General features: G+C 73.7%; 18 protein-coding genes. 10 read left to right on the top strand and 8 right to left on the bottom strand.

Annotated elements, in window-relative coordinates; all coding sequences use genetic code 11:
- Nucleotides 1-187: 187 nt before the first annotated feature.
- Together ABZ444_RS48750 and ABZ444_RS48745 are read right to left on the bottom strand one after the other, a co-directional pair.
- The gene (locus ABZ444_RS48750; protein WP_358011535.1) at nucleotides 188-652 is read right to left on the bottom strand and encodes a DUF1801 domain-containing protein; all 465 of its coding nucleotides are present in this window, start codon (nucleotides 650-652) and stop codon (nucleotides 188-190) included.
- A gap of 61 nt (nucleotides 653-713) precedes the next feature.
- Entirely contained in the window at nucleotides 714-1,169 is a 456-nt protein-coding gene (locus ABZ444_RS48745) for a carboxymuconolactone decarboxylase family protein (RefSeq protein ID WP_358011533.1), read from the bottom strand.
- A gap of 179 nt (nucleotides 1,170-1,348) precedes the next feature.
- Here ABZ444_RS48745 and ABZ444_RS48740 point away from each other — a divergent pair, with 179 nt between their 5' ends.
- Complete coding sequence (locus ABZ444_RS48740; RefSeq protein WP_358011530.1) at nucleotides 1,349-3,823, top strand: tetratricopeptide repeat protein; 2,475 nt, start codon at nucleotides 1,349-1,351, stop codon at nucleotides 3,821-3,823.
- Here the strand turns inward: ABZ444_RS48740 and ABZ444_RS48735 are convergent.
- Nucleotides 3,807-6,533, bottom strand: coding sequence for a LuxR C-terminal-related transcriptional regulator (locus ABZ444_RS48735; protein ID WP_358011527.1), 2,727 nt, complete (start codon nucleotides 6,531-6,533; stop codon nucleotides 3,807-3,809). The two genes, ABZ444_RS48740 and ABZ444_RS48735, sit on opposite strands and share 17 nt — an antisense overlap.
- A 127-nt stretch (nucleotides 6,534-6,660) precedes the next feature.
- Between ABZ444_RS48735 and ABZ444_RS48730 the strand changes: the two genes are divergently transcribed.
- Entirely contained in the window at nucleotides 6,661-7,275 is a 615-nt protein-coding gene (locus tag ABZ444_RS48730) for a dihydrofolate reductase family protein (protein WP_358011525.1), read from the top strand.
- A gap of 17 nt (nucleotides 7,276-7,292) precedes the next feature.
- On the opposite strand, the gene ABZ444_RS48725 is transcribed toward ABZ444_RS48730, so the two are convergent.
- Together ABZ444_RS48725 and ABZ444_RS48720 are read right to left on the bottom strand one after the other, a co-directional pair.
- Nucleotides 7,293-8,678 (bottom strand): MFS transporter, encoded by a 1,386-nt coding sequence (locus tag ABZ444_RS48725; RefSeq protein WP_358011523.1) that lies wholly within the window; start codon nucleotides 8,676-8,678, stop codon nucleotides 7,293-7,295.
- 166 nt (nucleotides 8,679-8,844) lie between these two features.
- Complete coding sequence (locus tag ABZ444_RS48720) at nucleotides 8,845-9,027, bottom strand: hypothetical protein (RefSeq protein WP_358011521.1); 183 nt, start codon at nucleotides 9,025-9,027, stop codon at nucleotides 8,845-8,847.
- 196 nt (nucleotides 9,028-9,223) lie between these two features.
- On the opposite strand from ABZ444_RS48720, the gene ABZ444_RS48715 reads away from it, so the two are divergent.
- Nucleotides 9,224-9,637 (top strand): VOC family protein, encoded by a 414-nt coding sequence (locus ABZ444_RS48715; RefSeq protein ID WP_358011520.1) that lies wholly within the window; start codon nucleotides 9,224-9,226, stop codon nucleotides 9,635-9,637.
- 274 nt (nucleotides 9,638-9,911) lie between these two features.
- Nucleotides 9,912-10,736, top strand: a complete 825-nt coding sequence (locus ABZ444_RS48710; RefSeq protein WP_358011518.1) for a nitroreductase/quinone reductase family protein — start codon at nucleotides 9,912-9,914, stop codon at nucleotides 10,734-10,736.
- 6 nt (nucleotides 10,737-10,742) lie between these two features.
- Here ABZ444_RS48710 and ABZ444_RS48705 read toward each other — a convergent pair whose 3' ends face one another.
- On the bottom strand, nucleotides 10,743-11,939 hold the full coding sequence (locus ABZ444_RS48705) for an MFS transporter (RefSeq protein WP_358011515.1): 1,197 nt from the start codon (nucleotides 11,937-11,939) through the stop codon (nucleotides 10,743-10,745).
- A gap of 83 nt (nucleotides 11,940-12,022) precedes the next feature.
- Here ABZ444_RS48705 and ABZ444_RS48700 point away from each other — a divergent pair, with 83 nt between their 5' ends.
- Nucleotides 12,023-12,484, top strand: a complete 462-nt coding sequence (locus ABZ444_RS48700; RefSeq protein ID WP_358011512.1) for a helix-turn-helix domain-containing protein — start codon at nucleotides 12,023-12,025, stop codon at nucleotides 12,482-12,484.
- On the opposite strand, the gene ABZ444_RS48695 is transcribed toward ABZ444_RS48700, so the two are convergent.
- A complete protein-coding gene (locus tag ABZ444_RS48695; RefSeq protein ID WP_358011510.1) occupies nucleotides 12,481-13,278 on the bottom strand; it encodes an endonuclease/exonuclease/phosphatase family protein in 798 nt (265 codons plus the stop codon). The genes ABZ444_RS48700 and ABZ444_RS48695 overlap by 4 nt on opposite strands.
- Before the next feature lie 96 nt (nucleotides 13,279-13,374).
- Between ABZ444_RS48695 and ABZ444_RS48690 the strand changes: the two genes are divergently transcribed.
- Together ABZ444_RS48690 and ABZ444_RS48685 are read left to right on the top strand one after the other, a co-directional pair.
- The gene (locus ABZ444_RS48690; RefSeq protein ID WP_358011508.1) at nucleotides 13,375-13,932 is read left to right on the top strand and encodes a helix-turn-helix domain-containing protein; all 558 of its coding nucleotides are present in this window, start codon (nucleotides 13,375-13,377) and stop codon (nucleotides 13,930-13,932) included.
- Nucleotide 13,933: 1 nt separating this feature from the next.
- A complete protein-coding gene (locus ABZ444_RS48685; RefSeq protein ID WP_358011505.1) occupies nucleotides 13,934-14,290 on the top strand; it encodes a hypothetical protein in 357 nt (118 codons plus the stop codon).
- A gap of 54 nt (nucleotides 14,291-14,344) precedes the next feature.
- On the opposite strand, the gene ABZ444_RS48680 is transcribed toward ABZ444_RS48685, so the two are convergent.
- Entirely contained in the window at nucleotides 14,345-15,757 is a 1,413-nt protein-coding gene (locus ABZ444_RS48680; RefSeq protein WP_358011503.1) for a PLP-dependent aminotransferase family protein, read from the bottom strand.
- Nucleotides 15,758-15,785: 28 nt separating this feature from the next.
- Between ABZ444_RS48680 and ABZ444_RS48675 the strand changes: the two genes are divergently transcribed.
- The 3 genes from ABZ444_RS48675 to ABZ444_RS48665 all read left to right on the top strand — a co-directional run bounded on the left by ABZ444_RS48675 (nucleotide 15,786) and on the right by ABZ444_RS48665 (nucleotide 26,689).
- On the top strand, nucleotides 15,786-16,988 hold the full coding sequence (locus tag ABZ444_RS48675; RefSeq protein WP_358011501.1) for an aminotransferase class V-fold PLP-dependent enzyme: 1,203 nt from the start codon (nucleotides 15,786-15,788) through the stop codon (nucleotides 16,986-16,988).
- Nucleotides 16,989-17,151: 163 nt separating this feature from the next.
- The gene (locus tag ABZ444_RS48670) at nucleotides 17,152-20,430 is read left to right on the top strand and encodes a LamG-like jellyroll fold domain-containing protein (protein WP_358011499.1); all 3,279 of its coding nucleotides are present in this window, start codon (nucleotides 17,152-17,154) and stop codon (nucleotides 20,428-20,430) included.
- Nucleotides 20,431-20,449: 19 nt separating this feature from the next.
- Entirely contained in the window at nucleotides 20,450-26,689 is a 6,240-nt protein-coding gene (locus ABZ444_RS48665) for an RHS repeat-associated core domain-containing protein (RefSeq protein ID WP_358011497.1), read from the top strand.
- Nucleotides 26,690-26,725 lie beyond the last annotated feature (36 nt).

The following is a 26,725-nucleotide window of genomic DNA, read 5'->3' as shown; positions in this document are numbered from 1 at the left end:
TCCATCGAGATGCGCGACACCGACGAGGACGTCTTCCGCGCGGCGGAGGAACTCGGTATCGATCTGTCCCGGCGTGAGCCGAGCAGCGTGGAAGAGGTCTGACGGTCCCGTGCTCCACTGCGGCGCGCCGGGCCGGAGAAGGGTCCGGCGCGCCGCGGTGGAGCAGGACCGGAGGGGGCCCGGAGGCTCAGCCCGCGGCCTGCTGCACGAGGGCGGCGATGCGCGCCTCGGCGTTGGGGGTCAGCTCCTTCAGCGCGAAGGCGCACGGCCACATGGCGCCGTCCTCGAGGGCCGCCCCGTCGTTGAAGTCGAGGATGGCGTAGCGGGACTTGAACTTCGCCGCGGGCTTGAAGGAGCACACGATGTTGCCGTCCTTGGCGTAGGCCGGCATGCCGTACCAGGTCTTCGGCGTCAGGTCCGGTGCGACGGCCCTGATGAGGGCGTGCACCGCCTCGGCCAGCACGCGGTCGTCCTCGGCCATCTCGGCGATCTTCTCCAGCACGTCGCGCTCGCCGTCGGCCGCCGACGCCTTCCCGCCGCGCCGCGCGGCCTTCTTCAGCTCGCTGGCGTGCGCCTTCATCGCCGCGCGCTCGTCCTCGCTGAAGCCCTCGAAACCCTTGCCGGCCGCGGCGGTGTTCTCCGTGGTACTCATGGTGAAATCTCCTTCTCTGTGGGGTGAATGCTAGTACTGACCGTTTTGTGGGTGGTGTCGCTCAGCCCCACGCGCCGGCGATCTGCCGGGTGGTGGCGTTGAGCCGGTTGAACAGGTTGGTCACGCCGACCATCAGCACGATCGCGGCGAGCTGCTTCTCGTCGTAGTAGGTGGCGGCCCGGTCCCAGACCTCGTCGCTGACCGCGTCGGCCCGGTCGGCCAGCCGCGTGGCGGCCTCGGCCAGCTCCAGCGCCGCCCGCTCCTCCTCGGTGAAGTACGGGGCCTCCCGCCAGGCGACCACCGTGGCCAGCCGCTCCTCGCTCACCCCGGCCTTACGGCCGGTCTTGACGCCGGCGTCCACGCAGGCGCTGCATCCGTTGATCTGGCTGACCCGCAGGTGCACCAGCTCCAGCGTCGCGGCGTCCACCCCGCCGGAGTGCACCGCCTTGAACAGCTCCTGGATCGGCTCCATCGTGCCGGGCAGAACGAAGGCCGGGTTCTTCATCCGGGACTGCATGGTGGTTTCTCCCTTTTTCTTGGTCGGCGCCCCGTCCCCCGGGGCGTGACTCCATCTCAGCGCAGCGGGCCCGCCGCGACGATGCCCGTGGGACACCGTGGGACAGCCGGAGTGCCGTTGGCCTGCGATGATTCGTCCCGGTAAGTTTCTTCACGGACGGGACAGAGAGGCAGGAACGCGTGACACGACAGCAGACGGCGGACCCCCAGGACGAGCTGGCCACCCGGCTTCGCCTGCTCCAGGAGCTCTCCGGGCACGGCGTACGGGCGCTCGCCCGCGAGACGGGCCTCAGCTCGTCGTCGTTGTCGCGCTACCTCAGCGGCCAGTCGGTGCCGCCGTGGGCCGCGGTGATCGAGCTGTGCCGCCTGGTCAAGCGCGACCCGCGCCCGCTGCGTCCGCTGTGGGACCGGGCGGCCAACCCCCTTCCGGCGCCGCCCAAGGCCAGCCGCCAGGTCCAGCCGCCCGCGCCGCCCGCCGGCGCTCCCCGTCCGCCGCGCAACGACCTGCCGCGGGACGTGCCGGACTTCACCGGGCGCGCGGCCCATCTCGACGCCGTGCTCGCCGCGGTCGCGCAGAGCCGGGTGGTCGCCGTCGACGGCATGGCGGGCGTCGGCAAGACGTGCCTGGCCGTGCACGCCGCGCACCGGCTCGCCGCCGACTATCCCGACGCCCAGCTCTACCTGGACCTGCACGGGTTCACCGACGGGCGGGAACCGCTCGACCCCGACCCCGCGCTGCGCTCGCTGCTCGCCGCGCTCGACGTGCCCTCGGAGAAGATCCCGCAGGAGGGCGGCATCGAGCCGCTGGCCGCCTGCTGGCGGGCCGAGCTGGCCGGGCGGCGGGCCGTCGTGGTCCTCGACAACGCCGCCGGCGCCGAGCAGGTCCGCATGCTGCTGCCCGGCGCGGGCGAGTCCGTCGCCCTGATCACCAGCCGCAACCGGCTGATGGGCCTGGAGGAGGTGCCGCCCGTCTCGCTGGACGTGCTCACCCCGCAGGAGAGCGCCCAGCTGCTGGCCCGCGCCAGCGGCGACCCCAGCGGGCCCGACGGGCGGCTGGCCCAGGACCCGGAGGCGGCGGCCGAGGTGCTGCGGCTGTGCGGCCACCTGCCGCTGGCCCTGCGGCTGGCCGGGGCCCGGCTGCGCCACCGGCCCGGCTGGACCGTCGGCATCCTGGTCGAGCGCATGGCCGAGGGGGCGAGCGAGTTCGACACCGCCTTCGCCATGTCCGTACGGCAGCTCGACCGGGCCCAGCGCCGCCTGTTCCGGCTGCTGGGCCTGCTGTCCGGGTCCTCCTTCGACGACTACGTGGCCGCCGCGCTGGCCGGGGTGCCGCTGCGCGAGGCGCGGACGATGCTGGAGGACCTGCTCGACGCCCACCTCGTCCAGCAGCCCTCGCCCGGCCGGTACACGCTGCACGACCTCGTCCACCAGCACGCGCGCCGGGCCGCCGAGGAGCAGGACTCGCCGGCCGAGCGGGAGCAGGCGCTGGGCCGGGTGCTCGACTACTACGTGCACGCGGCGGCCGCCGCCGACGCCGCGATGCCGTACGAGTCGGGCAGCCGGGCCGCGTCGGCGGGCAGCCCGCCGGCCGCTCTGCCGGCGTTCGGCAGCAAGCACGCGGCGCTGGGCTGGTTCGTCACGGAGTACACCAACCTCATGGGCGCCTTCGAGGTGGCGGTCGCCACCGGCGCCGACGCGCACGCGTGCGAGCTGCCCCGCTTCATGCGCGCGTTCTTCGCCCGGCGCTGCGGCACCACCCACCTCAACGTGCTCTTCGAACGGTCGCTGGCGGCGGCCGAACGCCTGGGCGACCCGTGGCAGCTCGCCGAGGCGCACAGCGACCTGGGCTTCGCCCGCTACAACGCGGGCCGCATGGCCGAGGCGGGGGCCGCGTACGAGGCGGCGGCCCCCCTGGTGTCCCAGGCCGGCGACGCCCGCTCCGCGGCGGACCTGATGATGCGCCGCGGCTACCTGAGCTGGGACGGGGGCCACGCCGAGGAGCCGCTCGACCTCTTCAGGCAGGCGGCCCGGCTGTACGCCGACGCCGGCTGCCCGACGGGCGTGGCCCACGCCGCCGCCGACGAGGCGTGGGCGATGCTGCAGCTGGGACGCCCGGAGGAGGCGGCCCGGCTGGCCCGCGACGCGCTGGAGCAGACGCACGGCGAGCCCGGCTGGCCGGCCACGCTGACCGCCCGGATCACCCTCGGCATGGCAATCGTCCACGAGGAGCCAGGCGAGGCCGCGCAGCACCTGAGCCAGGCCCTGGAGCTGGCCCGCGAGGACGGCCACAAGCACAACGAGGCCTGGTGCCTCAACTGCCTGGGCGTCGCCCTGCGCCAGATGGGCCGCCACGAGGAGGCGCTGGAGAGCCACCGGCAGGCGTTCGCCCTCCTGGACGAGCTGTTCGAGGAGCACTGGAAGGTGCACTTCCTCTACGGCTACGCCGAGACCTGCCGCCTGGCCGGCCTGCCGGAGGAGGCGCTGCGCCTGCACCGCCAGGCCCTCGAACTGGCGCCCAAGGTGGGCGCGCGGCACAAGGAGGCCCTGGCCCACGAGGGCATCGCGGCCGTGTTCGACGAGAGCGACCCGGCCGCCGCGGCCGAGCACCGCGCGGCGAGCCAGGCCATCCGCCGCGAACTCAACCCGGACGCCTGACCTCGTCCTCCTCGCGGACGGGCCGGGCGGCGGTCGCGCGGGCCAGCTCGGTGCGGTTGGCGACCTGGAGCTTGGCGTAGACGTGCGCCAGGTGGGTCTTGACCGTGCCCCGGCTGACGAACAGCCGGGCGGCGATCTCCGGGTTGGACAGCCCTTCGGCGGCGAGCCCGGCCACCGACCGCTCGGCCGGGGTCAGGCTCTCCCACCCGGACTCGGGCCGCCGGCGCGGCCCCCGCGCGCGGGTGGCGTGGGCGACCGCCGTGTCCAGGTCCATTTCGCGTCCCCGCTCGATGGCCGCGAGCAGTTCGCGGCCCTCCTCGCCGTCGGCGGCCGGGAGGGGGCGGGGCGCGGCCCCGAGGCCGGCGCGCGCCCGCGCGGCGGCCCCGGCCAGCACCCCGGCCGTCCTGACGGCCCCGCGACGCAGGTCGAGCAGCGCCAGGGACTCCAGGCCGGCCACCAGGCCGAGCACGAGGTCGTGGTCGACGTGGATCCGCAGGGCCTCGTGGTGCAGCCGCAGCGCGCGTTCGGGGTCACTCTCGTGGGACAGCAGCGCCAGCTCGTCCAGCACCCCGGCGCGCACGCGCGGCATGCGCCCGGTGACCGGCGACCGCGACAGGGCGTCCAGCAGCCGCGCCGCCGCCGCCTCCGCGCCCGACCGGCGCAGCGCCGCCGCCAGCACGAGCTGGGTGTCGGGCGCCAGCCACGCCGCGTCCGGCTCCTCCTGCCAGCGGCCCTCCCGCCAGCACCACTCCACCGCCTCGCGCGGGCGGCCGTGCCCGAGCGCGAGCATCGCCTTGCAGCGCTCCCACCCGGTGATGAACGGCAGCCGCCCGAGCCCGTCGATCAGCCGGTCCACGGGCTCCAGGGCGGCGGCGGCCTCGTCCAGGCGGCCCTGCAGGATGCGGATCTCTGCCAGGACGACCCGGGCCGAGCCGGTCCAGTGCAGGTCACGCAGCGGTTCCGCGGTCGCGACGGCCCGCCCGGCCAGCTCGGCAGCCCGCTCCAGCGCGCCCGACCGGGCGGCGGCCAGCGCCCACCAGCCCAGCGCGAAGGAGGCCACGCCGCGGTCGCCGCGCGCGACCAGCCGCTCCACGGCCCGCTCGAAGCACTCGATCGCCTGCCGGTAGTCGTCGCCGAGCACGTGCACCAGGCCGGCGATCGCCTCGGCGCTGTCGGCGACGAACCCGTCCCCGGCCCGGACGGCCTCGTCCCGCACCGCGCGGGCCTCGGCCAGCGCCTCGGGGAGGCCCGTCGCCAGCAGGCCGAGCGCGATCAGCGGCCCGGCCGGCCGGGCGGACTCCGGGGCGCCGGTCGCCTCGGCCAGCTCCCGCGCCGCCCGTGCCACCTCGAACGCCTCGATCCCCGGCTCGGCGGTGTTGAGCACGAGCGCCAGCGCCGCCAGGACCCGGGCCTGGAGCGGGCTCGGCTCGTCCGCGCCGAGCGCCGCGGCCCGGCGCAGCAGCGCGGCCCCCTCGGCGCCGCGTCCCTCCAGGTGCCACAGCCACGCGCAGTCCGCGGCCAGGCGCCGCCCCCGCGCCGGGTCCGGATGCGACAACCCCCACTCGATCGCGGCCCGCACGTTGGGATAGGCGGCGCCCAGCCGCGCCCGCCAGGCGTCCTTGTCGGTCTCCAGCAGCGGCGCCAGCTCCGCCGGCAACGACGCGTGGACCTCCAGGTGCAGGTCGCGCGCGGCGGTCTCCTCCCGCGCCGCCGCCAGGCGGTCCAGCGCGTACGCCCGCACCACTCCGAGCATCCGGTACCGGGCCACCGGGCCGGTCGTGTCGGCCACGACCAGCGACTTGTCGATCAGCCCCCGCAGCGCCCTGAGCAGGCGTCCGGCGCCGGGCCCGCCGAGCCCGGCCAGCCGGGTGACGGCGTCGGCGGTGAAGCCCGGCTCGAACACCCCGGCGCGCCGGAACAGCACCCGCTCGTCGTCGTCCAGCAGGTCGTGGCTCCAGCTCATCGACGCCTGCAGGGTGCGCTGGCGGAAGGGGGTGGTCCGCGCGCCGCCGTCCAGGAGGGCGTAGGGGGCGCTCAGGGAGTCGGCGATCTGTGTCAGCGACAGCGCGCCCGCCCAGCCGGCCGCCAGCTCCAGCGCGAGGGGCAGCCGGTCGAGCCGGTCGCAGATCCGCCTGGCCTGCGACCCGGCCGCCCGTGCCTCGGCGGGACCGGCCGCGTCCGGGGCGCCGGCGCGGACGCGTTCGAGGAACAGCTCCAGCGCGTCGGCCAGCCTCATCGGCGGCACCGGCCACACCCGCTCGCCGGGCATGCCCAGACTGGACCGGCTGGTGACGACCACCGCCACCCGCGGGCACTCGGCCAGGACGGCCGCGACGACCCCGGCCGCGTCGTCCAGCACGTGCTCGCAGTTGTCCACCACGAGGAGGAGCTCGCGCTCGCGCAGCGCGGCGGCCAGCACCGGCACCGGGTCCCGGTCGGCGGGCAGCGGGACGTCCAGCGCGGCGGCCATCCGGCGGCCGACCTGGCCGCCGTCGGTCTCCTGCTCCAGGCCCACCCAGAACACGCCGTCCGGCCACGCCCCGGACGCCGCCCGGCACAGGCGCATCGCCAGCCGGGTCTTGCCGCACCCGCCGGGACCGGTCAGGGTCAGGACCCGCCCGGCCGCCACCGCCTCGCCGGCCGCCGCCAGCTCCTCGGCCCGGCCCACGAACGACGACAACTCTGCCGGAACATGACGGACATCAGACATCGGCCGAAGTATGCCAGCAAATCAGCCAGGGTTCGGCGGCATCTCTGCCAGGTGGCCGATGTTCCCGGCCCGCCCGGACGGAAGGATCGTGCCCATCGGAACAAGCACCTCACCAGGAGAGCCGGACATGACGCAGCACGACAACATCCAGGGCCGCAGGGTCGTCGGCAACATCTCGCTGTCCCTCGACGGCCGGGTCAGCGGCCCGGGCGGCGAGTACGACATGAGCTGGATCGTCCCGCACGCCCTCAGCGACGGCGCCCGCGACCACATGATCCGGGTGACCGGCGCGGCCACCACCGTCCTGCTCGGCCGCAGGAACTACGAGGGCTTCGGCTCCTTCTGGCCGGCGGTCGCCAAGGACGAGGACGCCGACCCCCGCGACCGGGCCTTCGCCCAGTGGCTGGACGAGACCGAGAAGATCGTCTTCTCCTCGACCCTGGCGGACGCGCCGTGGCAGAACTCCCGCCTGGCCGAGGCCGGCCCCGCCGAGGAGGTCGAGCGGCTCAGGAAGCAGGCCGGCGGGGACGTCGTCGTCCTGGCCAGCGGCAGCGTCATCAGGGCCCTGCTGGAGGCGGACGCGCTGGACCGGCTCAGCATCACGCTCTGCCCGGAGGTGGCCGGCGGCGGCGCCCGGCTGTTCGAGGACGGCCTGCCCGCCGCGCACTGGTCGCTGACCGACCTGACGACCACCGACTCGGGCGCGATCTGCCTGCTCTACGACCGCCTGCGCCAGGGCTGAGCGGCCCCACCCGCAGGTCAGGCGGGGAGCGGGGCCGTGGTGGCGCGGTGCCGGGCGAAGGTGAGCGCGACGACCGTCCCGAGCAGCATGCCCGCGGCCGCGACGAGCACCGCCGTGCGCATCCCCGAGGCGAGCGCGGGCCCGGTGGCCTCACCCACCCCGCCGGCCGCGACCAGCACCGCCAGCCCGAGCGCCGCGCCGACCTGGAGCGCGGTGGAGGCCATGCCGGACGCGATCCCCTGCTCGCCCGCCGCCACGCCGGTGGCCGAGGCGATCCACATCCCGGTCCAGGTGAGGCCCTGGCTGACGCCCGACACGACGATGCCGGGCAGCACAGCCCAGTACGAGCCCTCGGTGCTGATCCCCATCGCCAGCAGCGCGGTGCCCGCCGCCCCGCCGACGGTTCCGACGAGCAGCGTCACCCGCATCCCGACCCACCCGGCCAGCCGCCCGCCGAGCTGGGTGCCCAGCGCGATCAGCAGGGACGGCACCAGGAACGCCAGCCCGGTCGCCACGGCGCCGTACCCGAGCACGGTCTGGAAGTAGACCGTCAGGAAGTACGGCAGCGCGTTGAACGTGGCGCCGAAGACCAGGATGACCGCGACGGCCGAGCTGAGGCTGCGGTTGCCGAACAGCCGCAGCGGCATGAGCGGGTCGGCGCCCGCCTTCTCGACCGCGACGAAGGCGCCCAGCAGCACGGCGGCCAGCACGAACCCGCCGGTGATGAGCGGCGAGCTCCACCCGGACTCGGGGCCCTGGATGAGCGCGTAGGCGAGCAGGCTGACGCCGCCGGTGGCCAGCACCGCGCCCGGGACGTCGAACCGGCGGCCCCGCGCGCGGCCCCGGTCGGCGGGCAGCAGCAGCCAGGCTCCGGCGATCGCGACGACGGCGAGCGGCACGTTGACGTAGAAGACCGCCTCCCAGCCCCAGGCGCCGGTGAGCAGGCCGCCGAGCAGGGACCCGAGCGACAGCCCGCCGGCTCCGGCGCCACTCCACACCGCCAGCGCCCCGTTGCGCGCCGTCCCCTCGGCGAAACCGGTGTTGACCAGCGCCAACGTGGCCGGGAACAGCAGCGCGCCGCCCAGTCCCTGCACGGCCCGCGCGGCGACCAGCGCCCCGGGGCTCTGCGCCATGCCGCCGGCCAGGGAGGCGAGCGCGAACAGCGCCAGCGCGCCCACGAACATCCGGCGGTGGCCGAGCAGGTCGGCCGCCCGGCCGCCGAGCAGCAGGAACCCGCCGTAGGCGACGGCGTAGGCGCTGGCCACCCACTGCAGGGTCTGCGGGGAGAAGTCCAGGTCGGCGCCGATCCTGGGCAGGGCGACGAAGACGATGTTGAAGTCGAGGGAGGTGATGAGCTGGGAAAGGGCCAGCAGGGCGAGGATCAGGCCGGGTCGGCGTCTCATGTCCACCTTCATGCGATTGTCCGGAAAATTCGTACAGTTCGGGATCCTCGTACAGTCGGGGGACGCTCGTCAAATCACCGTCCAGTGAGGGAGCGGGAACGAGAAAGGGCCCTCGCGAGATCGCGGGGCCCGTTTCTTCGTGCGCGGATTCGACCGGCGTGGGGGATTACTGCTGGTCCTGCGCCTTCTTCGAGGGGAGGGCGTGGGCGAGGGCCGCGCCGAGGCAGAGCGACAGCGCGAGCCCCAGCAGGATGTTGTGCAGGGTGACGCCGAGGCCCATGCCGATCGCGATGCCGGCGGCCAGGCCGATGGTCCGGTTGGGGGTGGTGCGCTGCGCGTTGTTCGTCATGGTCCGATCCTGTCGGAGCCGGCGGATGCGGCGTAGACGCCGCAGTCACGGGTGGGCGATGACAGAAGTCATGGCCCTCACCGTACGTTTCTCAAGGTCGGCCCAACCGGTCAGGATTCGAGAAGCGCCCGGCCGGGCGTCCTCCGTAGCGTTGCTCTCATCGTCGGAAACGTCTGAAGCACCAAGGAGAAATGGCATGAAAGCGCACGTCAGCTCTATCCTCCTCGCCGTCCGCGACATGGACGCGGCCAAGCGGTTCTACACCGAGGGCCTCGGCTGGAAGATCCAGAACGACTACGGCATCTCGGTGTTCTTCGAGTCCGACGGCGCCTCGCCCGTCGGCTTCTACGGCCGTGAGGGCCTGGCCGACCAGATCGGGCTGAGCCCGGAAGGCAGCGGGTTCAGCGGGGTCGTGCTCACCTATGTCGTCCGCAGCGAGGCGCGGGTGGACGAGGTCATGGAGGAGGCCGAGAAGGCCGGCGCCACGATCCTCAAGCCCGCCGGCGCCCTGCCGTGGGGCGGGTACGGCGGCACCTTCGCCGACCCCGACGGCTACGTCTGGAGCCTGGGCTACAGCGACCAGGGCGAGGACCAGCCGTACGCCGAGTAGCCGCGGCGGGCGCCTCCACGGGAGGTGGTGAGGTCCGGCGCCGGCGCGCGATCGTGCCGGCGCCGGACCACCACGCACCGGCCTGGACGTCTTGTCGGCTTTGCGAAAAATATCTTGATGAAGTAGCGTCACCCCCGTGACTGCCGGGTCGGCCTTGGGCCACGCACCAGAGAGCAGCCCGGCCCTGGCGTGATCGCCCGGCGGGCGCGCGGCCCGCCGCTTCCTCTTCTCCTCCTCAGCACGTCAGAGCAGAGACCATCACCCATGGAGAAGAGTGGATTTCAACAAGCAGGTCATCGACGAGTTCCGCGCCAACAACGGCCAGGTCGGCGGCTATTTCGAGGGAGCCAGACTGCTCCTGCTCACCACGACCGGCGCCCGTTCGGGCAAGCCGCACACCACCCCGCTCGGCTACCTGCCGGACGGCGGCGAGCGCATGCTGGTCATCGCCTCCGCCGGCGGGGCGCCGAGGAACCCCGCCTGGTACCACAACCTGCGCGCCGACCCCCGTGCCACCGTCGAGAGCGGCGTCTTCGTCTTCGACGTCGAGGCGGAGGTCCTGGAAGGGGCCGAACGGGACGCCGCCTTCGCCCGCGCCGTGGAGGGCGACCCCGGCTGGGCCGACTACCAGGCCAAGACGACCCGGATCATCCCCGTCGTCGCGCTGAAGGTGGTGCCGGGGCCGCCCCGGTCGACCGCGCCCTCCGGCGGGGCGTACCTCAAGCTGGTGCACGACGGCTTCCGCCGCGAGCTCGCGCTGATCCGCAAGGAGCTGGCCGACACCGGACGCCCCGGCCTGGGCGTGCAGCTGCGCATCAACTGCCTGACCATGTGCCAGGGGCTGCACCACCATCACACCGGCGAGGACACGATGATGTTCCCGGCGCTGGCCGAGCGGCACCCCTCGCTCGCCCCGGTCATCGAGCGGCTGGCCGTGGAGCACGAGCGAGTGAGCGTGCTGGTGGCGGAGCTGAAGGCGGCCCTGTCCGGTGACGACCCGGTGCGGGTGCGCGCGGAGATCGAGCGGCTGTCCGACGAGCTCGAAGCGCATCTGGCGTACGAGGAGGAGCAGCTCGTGCCGATCCTCGACCTCGCCTGAGCCCGGTCAGGCCGAGACGGACGCGCGTGCCGGCGGCGCGGCGGCGAGCCGCCGGGTCGAGACGGCGACGACGAGCCCGAGCGCGGCGTAGGCCGCGCCGAGCAGGCAGGCGGCCGCCCATCCCGCGAGGCTGTAGGCCCAGGTGGTGGTGATCGCGCCGAGCGCGGAGCCGAGGGAGTAGCAGGCCATGTACGCGCCGATGACCCCGCTGCTCCGGTCGGGACGCGCGGTGGTGAGCAGGTGCTGGCTGCTGACGTGCACGGCCTGCACGGCGAAGTCGAGCACGATGACGCCGGCGATCAGCAGCCACAACGACCAGCCCGCCTGGGCGGTCAGCAGCCACGAGCCGGCGAGCAGCGCCAGCGACCAGCCGGTCACCGAGGACGCCAGGCCCCGGTCGGCCCAGCGGCCGGCCCGGGCCGCGCCCAGCGCCCCGGTGAGCCCGGCGAGCCCGAACAGCCCGATCTCGGTGGTGCCGAGATGCCACGGCGCGGCGCCGAGGGGCAGCGCCAGCCCGCTCCACAACGTGCCGAAGGAGGCGAACAGGAAGAACGCGATCAGCCCCCGGCTGAGCAGGAGCCGGTCGCCGGCGACCAGCCGGCCCAGCGACGACAGCGACCGGCCGTAGGAGACCCGGGGACGCCGGACGTCGGCGTCGAGGACGAGGCGGGCGGTGAGCGCGAGCAGCACGCACAACGCGGCGATGACCAGGTAGACCGCCCGCCAGTCGGCCAGCTCGCCCAGCAGGCCCGCGACCATCCGGACCCCGAGGATCCCGGCCACCACGCCCGAGGTGACCGTGCCGATGTTGCGGCCGCGCTCGCCGGGCGGCGAGACGGCGGCGACGTAGGCCACCGTGACCTGGACGACCACGGCGAACAGCCCCGCCAGTGCCAGGCCCGCGATCGCCAGGCCGCCGCCGGGCGCGACGGCGGCCACCCCGGCGCCCACCGCCGTCAGCAGCAGGTGAGCCGTGATGAGCCGGCGCCGGTCGAACAGGTCGCCGAGCGGGACGAGCAGCACCAGCCCGGCCAGATAGCCGATCTGGCCGGCGGCGACCAGCCATCCCAGTGATCCGTCCGCCAGCCCGAGGTCCCGGCCCGCGGCCTGGAGGACCGGCTGGATGCCGTAGACGGGCGACACGGCGACCGCGCACACCAGCGCGAGCACGATCCGTTGCCTTCCGGTCAGTCCTGGCGACATGTCACTCCTCAATCAGTTTCGTTATGCAACCGATCGGAGGTTAGGACATAATGGTTTCGAATTGCAACTGATCGGAGGGCCCAGTGGACGTCACACTCGCTGCGGGAAGCGCCTGGACCGACCCGGCCTGCCCGGTCGCGCGCGCCGTCGACCTGGTCGGCGACCGGTGGAGCCTGCTGATCGTCCGTGACGCGATGGACGGCGCCACCACCTTCACCGAGTTCCACCAGCGGCTGGGGATCGCCCGCAACATCCTCACCGACCGGCTCCGCAAGCTGGTCGAGCACGGCATCCTCGACCGGAGGGCCGCCGCCGACGGCAGGCGGCACGCCTACCGGCTCACCGACGCCGGGCAGGACCTCTTCACGGCCGTCGTCGCCCTGCGCCAGTGGGGTGAGCGCCACGCCTTCACCCCGGACGAGCCGCACTCCGTCCTGGTCGACGGCCAGGGGCGGGAGCTGCCCAGGCTGCACCCGCTCGGCCGGGACGGCACCCCGCTCTCCGCCGAGACCGCACGCGTCCGGAAGACCGCCGCGTCCGGCTAGACGGCGATGGTCAGGGCGCGGTGGTCGGACACCTCGGGGGCGGCCACCACCTCGAACTCCTTGACGGCGGCGGGGTCGGAGACGAGCAGGTAGCTCGCGTGCCGTACGGGTCTGCGGTAGCGGGAGGTCCTGGTGTCGGCGTCGCCGACCAGGTCGCGCAGGCCCAGCCCGGCCAGGATCCGGAACGTCTCGCTGTCTGGCAGGAGGTTGAGGTCGCCGCACACCACGGTCAGGTCGCCGTCCTCGCGCGCGCCGGTGACCAGGGCGGCGAGCCGTTCGGCCTGGGCGTGGCGGGCCGGGCTGTCGGCCTTGCCGCTCGCGTCCCGCAGGCCGTGCAGGTTCACGACGGTGACGAACCGCCGTGCCGGGCGGTCGTAGACGCGTACGGCCAGGGCGGCGCGCGGCCGGTCGCCGGCCGGCCACCCGTCGTGGTGCTCGACGTAGCCGCCGTGCACGAACGCGGACCGGACGCCGACGACGGGCAGCGTCTCGGCGACGAACGTGGCGACCCCGAAGTCCTGCCGGTGCGAGCCGCGTTCCTGGTCCAGGACCGGGCCCGAGTCGCTCACGGCGAACAGCGGCTGGTGGCGGGGGAGGCGCGAGCCGACGTCGGCCAGCAGGTCGGCCCGCTGTGGCAGAGACCGCTCGGCGTCGTCGAACCGGGTCCAGCCGCGCAGGCCGGGCGTGCGCGTCACCTCCTGCAGGCACAACACGTCGGCGCCGCAACTCTCCACCCAGGGGGCCAGCTCGCCGAACATCGCGCCACCCCACGCGTTCACCGAAACGATCCGCACCCGCCAAACCTAGACGTAACCGCCCGCCTGAACCGCGGCAGCGTTTAGGAATGAGCGTTCTTGACTGAACGTTCCTTTACTGTCTATAGTCGAGGCATGGGACGACCTAGAGGATTTGACGAGGTCACCGTGGTACGGGCGGCGGCGGAGCTGTTCTCGACCCGGTCATACGACGGCATCTCCATGGACGAGCTGGTGACCCACCTCGGCGTACACCGCAACAGCCTGTACAAGACCTTCGGCAGCAAGCGCGGTCTCTACCAGGCCGCGCTGAGCTGGTCCCTGGAGCACGACGTCAACCCCCTGATCGACCGGATCGCCGCCACCGGCGACCTGGCCGAGGCGTTGCGTGTGGCCGCCGCCGAGCCGGCCGCCGAGGTGGGCCTCAACCTGTTGCTGCTGGCCGCGGTCGAACGCGCGCCGGTGGACCGCGAGGTCGCCGACCGGCTCGCCGCCGTGCTGGCCGCGTTCGACCAGGCCGCCAGGGCGGCGTCCGGGAGCGAGGGCACGGAGGACGACCTGGCCTTCGCGCTCACCGCGGCCGTCCTCGGCCTGCGGATGCGGGCCAGGGCGGGGACCGCTGGTACTGACATCGACCGAGCCGGCGCCGCTCTGGCCCGCCGGCTCACCAACCACCACCACCAAGGAGCATGACATGGCGAGGATCAGCATTGACGGACAGGCGCTGGTCGTGGAGATCGAGGGCCTGGACAAGCTGTGGGCGTTGAAGAGCCGGCTGGTCATCCCGCTGGCCAACGTCCGCGGCGCCACCGCCGACCCGGGGATCGTCGGCGACCCCAAGGGGTTGCGCGCGCCCGGCGCCCACCTGCCCGGCGTCATCACCGCCGGAACGTTCCATCTCAACGGTGAGAAGGTCTTCTGGGACGTGCACGACGCCGCCAAGGCCGTGGTCATCGAGCTGGCCGACGAACGTTACGCCCGGCTGGTGATCGAGGTCGCCGACCCGCGCGCCGCCGTGGCGCTCGTCGAGGAGGCCATCGCCGTCCGCTGAGGGCCGCGCAGTCCCGCACCGCAGGCGGTGCGGGACGAGTACGGAACAGAAGCGCTACCGGGAGGTGCCGAGCGTGCGGTCCACCCGCGCGAGCCGTCGCACGGCCTCGGCCAGCTCGGTGTGCCCGGCGGTCGCGGCGAAGCCGAGGCGCAGGCAGGCCGCCGGGAGCTCGGTGGCGAAGTAGCGGTTGCCGGCGCTGACGGCCACGCCGTCGCGACGGGCCGCGTCGGCGACCACGGCGTCGTCGGCGCCGCCGGGCAGGCGCACCCACAGGTGGAGGCCACCGGCGGGCACCCGGTCGAGGGTCCAGCCGGGCAGCTCGGCCAGGACGGCGGCGGCCAGCGTCGCGCACCGCTCCCGCAGCGCCGCGCCCAGCGACCGGACGTGCCGCTCCCAGGCGGGCGAGGTGAGCAGTTCGAGCGCCGCCTCCTGCAGCGGGCGGCTGACGAAGAAGTCGTCGACCAGCCGCACGGCGCGCAGGCGTTCCATGACCGGGCCCCGGGCGGTCAGGGCGCCGATGCGCAGGCTGGGCGCGGCCGGCTTGGTGAGGGAGGTCAGGTGCACGACCGTGCCGTCGCGGTCGTCGGTCAGCAGCGGCGGCGGCACCGGCGCGCCGTGGCCGAGGTGGCGCGCGAAGTCGTCCTCGATCACGAAGGCGCCGGCCGCGCGGGCGGTGTCCAGGACCTGCCGGCGGCGGCCCGGGGCCAGCACCGCCCCGGTCGGGTTGTGGTAGGTCGGCTGGCAGTAGAGCAGGCGGGCGCGGGTCATGGCGAAGGCGTCGGCCAGCAGGTCGGGCTTGAGGCCGTCGGCGTCCGTCGGCACCGGCACCGGACGCAGGCCGGCCGCCCTGGCGGCGGCGATCGCCCCGGGATAGGTGGGCGACTCCATCAGGACGGGGTCGCCCGGCCCGGCGATCGCCCGGAACGCCATGGAAAGGGCGCTCTGCCCGCCGGCCGTGACCAGGACGTCCTCGGCGTTCACGCCGCCGCCCGCCATCGTGGCGAACACGCCGCGCAGGGAGGCCAGACCGGCGGCCGGGGCACGGTCCCAGGCGTCGGGACGGCGGGCCGCGCGGGCCAGCGCGGCGGTCAGGGCGCGGGTGGGCTGGAGCGAGCGGTGCAGGTAGCCGCCGTCCAGCAGGATCGTGCCCTCGGGGAGCGCGCCGACCGCGCCGGCCAGGCTGCGGGTGTCCACGGCCCGGTCGGCGAGGGTGACCGTCTGCCACGCGGTGTCGGGGACCCCGGCGCGCCGCCGCGCCGGGGCCGCGACGTACGTGCCGCTGCCGGGACGGGTGACCACCACGCCCTCGGCGGCCAGCGCGGCGATCGCCTGCGACACGGTGGCGGGGCCGACCTTGTAGCGCCGGATCAGCTCCCTGCTGCTCGGCAGCCGGTCGCCCGGCGCGAGCCGGTCGATCATCGTGCGCATCCTGGTCGCCAGCTCGGCCGAACTGCTACTGTCGGACATGAGAATCGATGATAGCGCTTCCAGCATTTTGCCAGAATCGCTTCTGGACGTCGCGGCCCTGCGCGCCGACACCCCCGGCGCCGCCGAGGTCGTGCACTTCAACAACGCCGGGTGCGGCCTGCTGCCCGCTCCGGTGCTGGCCGCGATGGTCGACCACCTGCGGCTGGAGGCGCACCTCGGCGGCTACGAGGCCGCCGCCGCCCGCGCGGCGCAGGTCGCCGAGTTCTACGCCGAGACCGCCGCCCTGATCAACTGCGCTCCCCGCAACATCGCCTTCGCCGGCAGCGCCACCCATGCCTTCTCCACCGCGTTGTCGGCGATCCCGTTCGCGGCCGGGGACGTCGTGCTGACCACCCGCAACGACTTCATCTCCAACCAGATCGCCTTCCTGTCGCTGGCCAGGAGGTTCGGGGTACGGGTCGTGCACGCGCCCGACCTGCCCGAGGGCGGCGTGGACGTGCCCGCCATGGCCGCGCTGATGCGCCGGCACCGCCCGCGCCTGGTGGCCGCCACCCACATCCCCACCAACTCCGGCCTGGTCCAGCCGGTCGCCGAGATCGGCCGGCACTGCCGCGAGCTGGACCTGCTCTACCTGGTGGACGCCTGCCAGTCGGTCGGCCAGTACCCGATCGACGTCGAGGAGATCGGCTGCGACCTGCTCACGGCCACGTGCCGCAAGTTCCTGCGCGGCCCGCGCGGCTCCGGCTTCCTGTACGTCGCCGACCACGTCCTGGACGCCGGCTACGAGCCGCTGTTCATCGACATGCACGGCGCGCGCTGGACCGAGCCGGGCCGCTACGAGCCGGTCGCGACGGCGGCCAGGTTCGAGGACTGGGAGTTCCCCTACTCCGTCGTGCTCGGCTGCGCGGCCGCCGCCCGCTACGCCCGCCGGGTGGGCGTGGACGCCGTCGCCCGGCGCACCCCGGCCCTGGCCGCCGGCCTGCGCGACGGGCTCGCCGCGCTGCCCGGGGTGCGCGTGCTCGACCGGGGGCGGCGGCTGGGCGCCCTGGTCACCTTCGCCGTCGAGGGCTGGCGGGCGGAGCCGTTCAAGGCGGCGCTGGACGCGCGCGGCGTCAACTCGGCGCTCAGCTTCCGGCACTTCGCCCAGTTCGACTTCGGGGACAAGGACGTCGACTGGTGCCTGCGCCTGTCGCCGCACTACTACAACACCGAGCAGGAGGTGGACCTGGTCGTCGCGGCGGTCGCCGAGCTCGCCGCCACGCCCCGGTGACGGGTGCCGCGAGCGGCTGACGGCGGTTCCTTCCACTCGTGTCCCAACTTATGGCGAATTTCGCCAGAAGATCTAGACGTACGGCATTACGCGGGTGACAATCCGTTCGTCAATCGAAGATCGCCTGGTCCCGCGCGGACCTCTGGTCGACATGCGAGGACCGATGCGGGTTGTGCGTGGGCTGGTCGCGGCCGTCTTGGCGTTCACGATCCCGGCGGTGCCGCCCGCCGGCGCGGAGCCGCCGGAGGCAGGCGCGCCTCCGGCGGCGAGCGCGCCCCCCGCGTCTCTCGCGTCCCTCGCGCCGGAGGCGGCCGCGACCGCCGTGGCCAGGCGTACCGGCCGGGCGGTCGAGATCGGGTCGATGCGCAGCGAGACCCGCCAGGTCTTCGCCCGCCCGGACGGCAGCTTCACCCTCGAACAACACGCCCGCCCCGTCCGCGTCCGCCAGGCCACCGGCTGGGTGCCCGTGGACACCACGCTCCGCCTGCGTCCCGACGGCGCGGTGGAGCCGGCGGCGACGGCGGCCGGGCTGACCTTCTCCGGCGGGGGCGGCGGCCCCCTCGCCCGCCTGTACCGCGGTGGCAAGGCCCTGGAGCTGAGCTGGCCGGGCACGCTGCCCAGGCCCTCGCTCGACGGCGACACCGCCACCTACCCCGAGGTGCTGCCCGGCGTGGACCTGCGGGTCACCGCCGACGTGGACGGGTTCTCCCACGTCCTGGTGGTCAAGACGCGGGCCGCCGCGCGAGCCCTGCCCGACCTGGACTTCCCGCTGTCGGTCAGCGGCCTGTCGCTCACCGCCGACAAGGCGGGCAACCTGGAGGCGGTCGACCGCACCGGCGGCACGATCTTCATCGCGCCCACCCCCACGATGTGGGACTCGACGGGCGCCGGCCAGGCCGCGGTCAAGGAGGGCCGCGCACCCGAGGCCCGCCAGGCCACCATGGGCGTCTCGCTCGAAGGCAGGAAGCTGCGGCTACGGCCGGACCGCGCGATGATGAGCGACCCGAAGACCCGGTACCCGGTGTTCCTGGACCCGTACTTCTCGGCCGCCCGCGGCGCCTGGACCGCCGTGTGGAGCAACTGGCCCAGCTCCAACTACCTCAACTCCAGCGACGTCGCCCGCGTCGGGCACGTCAACTCGCAGACCAACCGCTCGTTCTTCCAGATGAACACCGGCTCCACGATCCACGGCAAGCAGATCGTCAAGGGCACGTTGCGCACGTACGAGACGTGGTCGTATTCGTGCAGCGCCCGCGCGGTCGAGGCGTGGTCCACCAACACGATCAGCAAGAGCACCACCTGGAGCAACCAGCCCAAGTGGGTCAAGAAGCTCTCCACGGTGAACGTGGCCAAGGGCTGGGGCTCGGCCTGCCTGCCCGGCGGCGTCGAGTTCGACGTCACCTCCCAGGTCGCCGACGCCGCCGCCAACAAGTGGCCCAACATCACCGTCGGCCTCCGCGCCACCAGCGAGACCGACCAGTACGCCTGGAAGAAGTTCCGCAACAACCCGAGCCTGGTCATCGAGTACAACTCGCTGCCCGCCGACCCGGTGGCGGCCGACGCCTGGTCCGACCCGGGCGGCCCGTGCGTCTCCGGCGACGACCGGCCGGTCATCAGCACGCCCACGCCCAAGCTCTGGGCCCGGCTCAAGGACGCCGACAACTCCGTCAGGGGCCGCTTCGAGTGGTACCGGGCCGACGGCACCAAGGCCGGGGAGTACCTGACCCCCTTGGGCTCGACCGGCACGGCCTTCTCCGCCCTCGTCCCGCAGAGCCTGTACGCCGACGGCGCGCTGGTCCGCTGGCGGGTCCGCGCCGAGGACGGCAAGGCCAACAGCGCCTGGAGCCCCTGGTGCGAGGCCACCGTGGACGCCACCGCCCCCGGCCGGGAGCCCGAGGTGTCCTCCGACCGGTTCACCGAGAACGGCTGGAGCGACGGCGTCGGCCTGGCCGGCGGGTTCAGCTTCGCCCCCAACGGCGTCACCGACGTCGCCGCCTACGTCTACGGCCTGGACACCGCCCCCAAGACCGAGGTCCCGCCCGCCCAGGACGGCACGGCCGCGATCACCCTCACCCCGCGCCACGACGGCCCGAACGTCCTGTCGGTGCGCAGCAAGGACCGCGCCGGGCAACTCGGCCCGATCCGCACGTACGTCTTCAACGTCAACGCCGGACGGGGACCGGCCGGCCACTGGCCCATGGACGAGGGACAGGGCGGCACCGCCGCCGACGCCGCCGGCACCCACCCGGCCACCCTGTACGGCGCCACCTGGACCGCGGGCCGGACCGGCGGCGCGGTGCGGCTGGCCAACGCCTACGCCCAGACCGGCGGCCCGGTCGCCGACACCGGCCGCAACTTCGCCGTCGCCGCCTGGGTCCGGCTGACCGGCACCGCCGCCTCCGCCACCGCCGTCACCCAGGAGGGCGGCCGGACCGGCGCGTTCTCCCTGCAGTACAGCAAGGCCGACAACCGCTGGGCGCTCGCCGTCACGGGCGCCGACGCCGACGCCGCCACGGCCGTGCGCGCGCTGTCGGCCGCCGCGCCCCGGCTGACCGAGTGGACCCATCTGGCCGGCGTCTACGACTCGGCGGCCGGTCAGATCTCCCTCTACGTCAACGGCCGGCTGGAGTCCTCGGTCGCCGTCCCCGCGCCGTGGAACGCCACCGGCCCGCTGACCATCGGCCGCGGCAAGGCGACTGGCGCGGCGGCCGACTTCTGGCCCGGCGACGTGGACGACGTGCGGCTCTACGGCCGCGCCATGTTCGCCGACGAGGTCGCCGACCTGGTCAACAGCGCCGCCACGCTGGTCGGCCACTGGAAGCTGGACGAGGACGGCGGCCTGTCGGCCGCCGACTCCTCCGGCCGGGCCACGCCCGCCGCGCTGGCCGGCGCCGCCACCTGGACCGACGGCTGGCTGGACGGCGCCCTCGCGCTCGACGGCGCGACCGGCTACGCCCAGACCGCCGCGCCCGCCGTCGCCACCGGCTCCGGGTTCACCGTCGCCGTCTGGACCCAGCTCGACTACCTGCCCGCCAAGGACACCGCCGCCGTCGCCCAGCCGGGCACCAGGGCGGCCGGGTTCCAGCTCGGCTTCGACAAGGAACAGGGGCGGTGGGCCCTCGGCATGGCCGCCGCCGACACCGACACCGCCGCCCTCGTCCGCACCCGTTCGGACGCCGTCCCCGCCCCCCTGGAATGGACGCACGTCGCCGGCGTGTACGACGCCCTCGCCGGGGAGCTGCGCGTCTACGTCAACGGCCGCCTGTCGGCCACCACCGTCACCCCCCACGTGAGCACCTGGACCGCCACCGGCCCCCTGCAACTGGGCCGGACCAGGACAGCGGGCGTCTTCACCGGCTACTGGCCGGGGACCGTCGACGACGTCCGCACGTACGACGGCGTGCTCAGCGCCGAGCAGATAGCCCAGCTAGCAGCCCAGTAGCCCCTCCCTGGGAGAATCCGTGGACAGTGAGTTAGAGCTGCCAGAGCCCAACTGGAATCGTTTTCAGCAACCCGCCGCCGAACCCGACGCCCCCGACCCCCGCTGGAACCGCTTCCAGGGCGTCAAGCCCGAGACCGCCTGGCCGCGCAGGCTGGCGACCGTGCTCACGGTCGTGCTCCTGGCGCCCATGGCGTACGCGATGCCCGCCTCCGCCGCGCCCCGCAAGGCGCCCGCCGTGCAGAAGGAGACGCCGGTCAAGGGCGGGCAGGTGCCCGTCCTGCCGCCGCTCGCCGATCCCGCCGCCGAGCAGGCGTGGAAGGCCCCGCCCAAGGTCGCCTGGCCCGCCGCCGGCACCGCCGAGCTGGGCGGCGCCGCCACCACGCTTTCCGCCGGGTTCCCGGTGCGGCTCGCCCCGGCCGCCAAGGGCGTGGCCGCGGCCGAGGCCGTCCCGGTCAAGGTCGAGCTGCTCAGGACCGACCTGCTCGGCGTCGCGATGCGCGTGTCGCCCGGCCAGGGCGTCACGGCGGCCAAGGCGGCCGGGAAGACCCGGCTGGAGATCGACTACTCCGGCTTCCGGTACGCCTTCGGCGGCGACTACGGCGCCCGGCTGCGCATGGTCAAGCTCGACGAGTGCGCGCTCGACGCCAAGGCCGCCGCCACCTGCGCCGCGCCGCGGCCGGTCAGGAGCGACAACGACGCCAGGGCGGGCAAGCTGACCGCCGAGGTCGAGACCACCGGCCTGTACGCCGTGACCGCCGCCGCCTCCGGCCCGTCGGGCGACCACGCCGCCACCTCGCTGGCCGCCTCGGCGAGCTGGAGCGTCGGCAACCAGTCCGGCGACTTCTCCTGGAGCTACGACCTGCGCACCCCGCCCTCCCTGGGCGGCGACGAGCCCGACCTGTCGCTCGACTACTCCTCCCAGAGCGTGGACGGCCGCACCGTCTCCACCAACAACCAGCCGTCCTGGGTGGGGGAGGGCTTCGAGCTGAACCCCAGCGGCTACGTCGAACGCCGCTACAAGGCGTGCATGATCGACGGCAAGAAGACCGGCGACCTGTGCTGGGACCAGGACAACGCCACCCTGTCGCTCGGCAACTCCGCCGTCGAGCTGGTCAAGGACGCCACCACCAAGCAGTGGCGGCCCAAGCGCGACGACGGCACCCGCATCGAGTACCTCACCGGCGCCACCAACGGCGACAACAACGGCGAGTACTGGCGGGTCACCACCGCCGACGGCACCCAGTACAGCTTCGGCCTGAACCGCCTGCCCGGCTGGGTCACCGGCAAGCCGGAGACCAAGTCGGTGCAGACCGTGCCGGTGTTCGGCAACAACAGCGGCGAGCCGTGCTACTCCAGCACCCCCGCCAACGCCTGGTGCCAGCAGGCCTACCGGTGGAACCTCGACTACGCGGTCGACACCCACGGCAACGCCACCACGTACTGGTACGAGAACGAGAAGAACTACTACGGCCGCAACATGAAGCCCGAGCTGGGCACCGTGTACGTGCGCGGCGCGTACCTCACCCGCGTCGACTACGGCTACCTGCAGAACGAGCTGTTCACCAAGGCCCCGGCCGCCCGGGTGGTCTTCGACGTGGCCGAGCGCTGCCTGCCATCCGGCACCGTCACCTGCGCCGCCGACCAGCTCAAGAAGGAGACCGCGGCGTCCTGGCCGGACGTGCCGTTCGACCAGATCTGCGACGCCGGGGTCAAGTGCACCGACCGGCTGTCGCCGACGTTCTTCTCGCGCAAGCGCCTGGCCAAGGTCACCACGCAGGTGCTCAACGCCTCCGGCCAGTACAGCCCGGTGGACTCCTGGACGCTGACCCACCAGTTCCCCGCCACGGGCGACGGCCTCAGCCCGTCGTTGTGGCTGGCCTCGGTCCAGCAGAGCGGCCACGTGGGCGGCACCCTCACCATGCCGAAGATCACCTTCAGCGGCGTTCAGCTGCCCAACCGGGTGGACGCCGACGAAGGACGCGCGCCGCTGGTCAAGTGGCGGGTCCAGGCCGTGAACAACGAGACCGGCGGCGAGCTGCGGGTCAACTACGCCGCGGCCGACTGCAAGCCCGGCGACGTGCCCGCCGCGGCCGACAAGAACAACCGGCTGTGCTTCCCGCAGCGCTGGGCGCCGCCCGACGAGGGCGAGGTGACCGACTGGTTCCACAAGTACGTCGTCACCCAGACCGTCGAGGTGGACCGCGTCGCCGGCTCGCCGAACGTGGTCACCGACTACGAGTACCTCGACGGCGGGGCCTGGCACTACGCCGACAACATCCTCGTCAAGCCCGAGCAGCGCACCTGGTCGGACTGGCGCGGGTTCGGCCGGGTCCGGGTGCGCGAGGGCGACGGGCAGGACACCCGGCGCACGCTCACCGAGTTCCGGTACTTCCGCGGCATGCACGGCGACAAGCAGGCCGACGGCTCCAAGCGCACCGCGCAGGTCGTCGACACCGAGGGCGGCAAGCTGGACGACCTCGACCAGCTGTCCGGCTTCGAACGCGAGGAGATCCTCTTCGACGGCGACAGCGCGACGGTGCTCACCGCCACCGCCGAGGAGCCGTGGTCGCTCAAGACCGCCGAGTCCACCCAGGGCGGCGTCACCAAGACCGCCTACGTGGTCGAGCCCAAGTCGATGGTGACCCGCACGGCGCTGGCGGGCGGGGCGTGGCGGCGTACCGGCGAGGAGCGCTCGTACGACGCCAAGGGCCTGCTCACCCAGGTGGAGGAGAAGGGCGACCTGGCCAAGACCGACGACGACCAGTGCACCCGCTACACCTACGCCCGCAACGACACCGCCTGGATGCTCGACTACGCCAGCCGGATCCAGAAGGTCGCCGCGAGCTGCGGCACCGCCGTCTCAGCCCTGGCCGCCGGCGAGGTGATCTCCGACGAACGGGTCCAGTACGACAACAAGGCCTACGGCCAGGCGCCCACCAAGGGCGACGTGACCACCGTCCAGCAGCTCGGCGCGGCCGACGGGTCGACCGTCACCGACAGCACCCACACCTACGACGTCTACGGCCGCGAGACCAGCGAGACCGGCCCGGTCGGGACGAAGTCCACCATCACCTACAGCCCGGCCGGCGGCGCCCCGGCCACGGAGATCGTCGAGACCAACCAGCTCGGCCACGTCGAGCGCACCCTCGTCGAGCCCGCCTGGGGCGAGCCGGTCGCCGAGGTCGACGCCAACGGCCGGCGTACCGACATGGAGCACGACGCGCTCGGCCGCCTGGTCAAGGTCTGGCAGCCGGACCGCAGCAAGGCCGCCGGCCAGTCGCCCAGCACCGAGTACGCCTACACCATGCGCACCGACGGCCCCAGCGTCGTCACCACCAAGACGCTGCGCGCCGACGGCGGCTACACCGTCAGCCACGAGCTGTACGACGGCCTGATGCGCGAGCGCCAGACGCAGGAACCCGCCCCCCGCGACGACCAGACGCAGGACCCGGCGCTGCGCGACGGGCGCACGATCACCGACACCTTCTACAACTCGCTCGGCGAGGTGAGCAAGTCCAACACCGGCTACTTCGCCACCGGCACGCCCGCCACCCAGCTGCTCGCGGTCGCCGACACCGACGTGCCCACGCAGGTCGTGTCGGTCTTCGACGGCGCCGGCGAGGTCAACGCCCAGATCCTGAAGGCCAAGGGCGTGGAGAAGTACCGCGTCTCGGCCACCCAGCAGGGCGACCGCGTCAACATCACGCCGCCGGCGGGCGGCACCGCGACGACCCGCATCGGCGACGCCGACGACCGGCTCGTCGAGCTGCGCCAGTACAAGGGCGCCACCCCGACGGGCCCGTACGAGTCCACCAAGTACACCTACGACCCCGCCGGCCGCCTGTCCACGGTGACCGACGCCGCCGGCAACGTGTGGCGCCACCACTACGACGTGCGCGGCCGGGAGATCAGGACGGAGGACCCCGACAAGGGCGTCACCACGATGACGTACAACGACGCCGACGAGCTGGTGAGCACCACCGACGCCCGCGGCAAGACCCTCTGGTACGTCTACGACGAGCTCGGACGCAAGAAGGAGCTGCGCGACGGCTCGGCCACCGGCGCGCTGCTGGCCGAGTGGAAGTACGACGCGCTGGCCAAGGGCCACATGAACGCCAGCATCCGGTACGCGGGCGGGCAGGCGTACAAGGCGGAGATCAACGCCATCGACGCCGACTACCGCACGCTGCGCGAGACGGTGACCGTCCCCGAGCGGGAGGGCAAGCTGGCCGGCTCGTACGTGCTCAACACCCGCTACACCCTCGACGACCAGGTGCAGTCGGTCAGCTTCCCGGCCGGGGGCGGGCTGGAGGCCGAGTCGGTGGTCTACTCCTACGACGAGCTCAGCCAGCCGACCAAGGTCAGCGGGCTGTCGTCGTACGTGACCGCGACCCGCTACTCCAAGCTCGGCGAGACCCTGCAGTACGAGCTGGGCTCCGGCGGCAAGAAGACCTGGCTCACCTACACCCATGACGAGTCCACCCGCAGGCTGACCAGGATGCGGCTGGACCGGGAGGGCGCCGCCGCCACCGACCTCGACCTCGACTACGCCTACGACGCCGCCGGCAACATCACCAAGATCGCCGAACGGGCGGGCGGCCAGGACACGCAGTGCTTCACCTACGACCACCTGCGCCGGATGACCTCGGCGTGGACGGCCACCGACGACTGCGCGAGCGGCACGCCGGCCTCGGACAAGATCGGCGGCGTGGCGCCGTACGCGGTCAGCTACGCCTACGACTCCACCGGCAACCGGGTCAAGGAGACCAAGCACGCCTGGGGCGGCGCGCCCGAGACCGTGCGCACCTCGGTCTACCCGGCGGCCGGCGGCAAGCAGCCGCACGCGGTGCAGAGCATCGGGGCCGACCTGTTCGGCTACGACGAGGCCGGCAACACCACCCGGCGCAAGGTCGGCACGTCCGACCAGGCCCTGGTCTGGGACGCCGAGGGCAACCTGGAGTCGGTCACGGAGGCGGGCAGGACGACGTCGTTCGTCTACGACGCCGACGGCGACCGGCTGCTGCGCAAGACCGCCACGGACGCCACCCTGTACGTGGACGACATGGAGCTGCGCTTCGACTTCGCCAAGGACGCCGTCGAGCAGACCCGCTACTACACCATCAACGGCGAGCCGATCGCGGTCCGCACGCCCGACAACCAGGTCTACTTCCTGGCCGCCGACCACCAGGGCACCGCGCAGGCCGCGGTGAACGGCGGCACCGGTGAGCTGGCCGTACGGCGGATGACGCCGTTCGGCGAGGACCGGGGGTCGCCGCCGCCATGGTGGCCGGGGCAGCGGTCCTTCGTCGGCGGCACCAAGGACCCGACGACCGGGCTCGTCCACCTGGGCGCCCGCGAGTACGACCCGAAGAACGGCCGCTTCATGTCGGTCGACCCCATCATCGACGAGGAGGACCCGCAGCAGCTCAACGCCTACGCCTACGCCAACAACAGCCCCGTCAGCATGAGCGACCCCGACGGCCAGCTGTTCTGGATCGCCGTCGGCATCGCGGCCCGCATCGCGGCGCGGATCATCGCCAGGAAGCTGGCGCAGGCGGCGGCCCGGCGGGCGGCGCTCGCGGCGGCCCGGGCGGCGGCGCGGCGCGCGGCCATCGCGGCGGCCAAGCGGCGGGCGGCGGCGCTGGCCAGGAAGAAGGCGCTGGAGGCGGCCAAGAAGAAGGCCGCTGCAGCGGCCAAGCGCAGAGCGTTGGCGGCGGCCAGGAAGAAGGCGGCGGAGAAGGCCAGGAAGGCGGCCGCTGCGGCGGCCAGGAGACGGGCCGCGGCGGCGGCCAAGAGGGAGGCACGCAGGAAGGCCGCCGAGGCGGCCGCCAAGCGGCGGGCCACGCAGGCGGCCAGGGCGCGTAACCGCTACCGGGCGGCCCAGGCCCGGCGCGCCCAGGCGGCGCGGCGCCCGGCACAGCGTCCGACCAGTCACCGGGCGGTGCAACGGCAGTCGCCGCCGAAGGCCGCCAGGCAGCCGGCGCAGCCGAGACCGAGCCAGGTCTACCGGAACGACGGCACCACGCAGCCGACCCAGTCCTACACCGTCTACCGCGACGGCAAGATGTACCCGGACGGGCCGCCGCCACCCAGCCTGACCAGGCCCCAGGGCTCCGGGCAGGCGGAGAAGCAGATCTTCAAACCGGAGAAGATCGAGCCGGAGAACACCCGGACGGGCACGATCGCCGAGACCGGCGCCCGGGTCACCCGATGGATCGACCAGAGCGGCCTGGACGACTTCCTCGGCGGCTTCTTCTGATCCCCGGCCCCGGGCGCGCGGACCGAACCCGGTCCC

It is taken from the genome of Nonomuraea sp. NPDC005730 (assembly GCF_040630865.1).
In the GTDB taxonomy this organism is placed as follows: Bacteria; Actinomycetota; Actinomycetes; order Streptosporangiales; family Streptosporangiaceae; genus Nonomuraea.
This window is presented reverse-complemented; position numbering and strand designations above follow the sequence as displayed.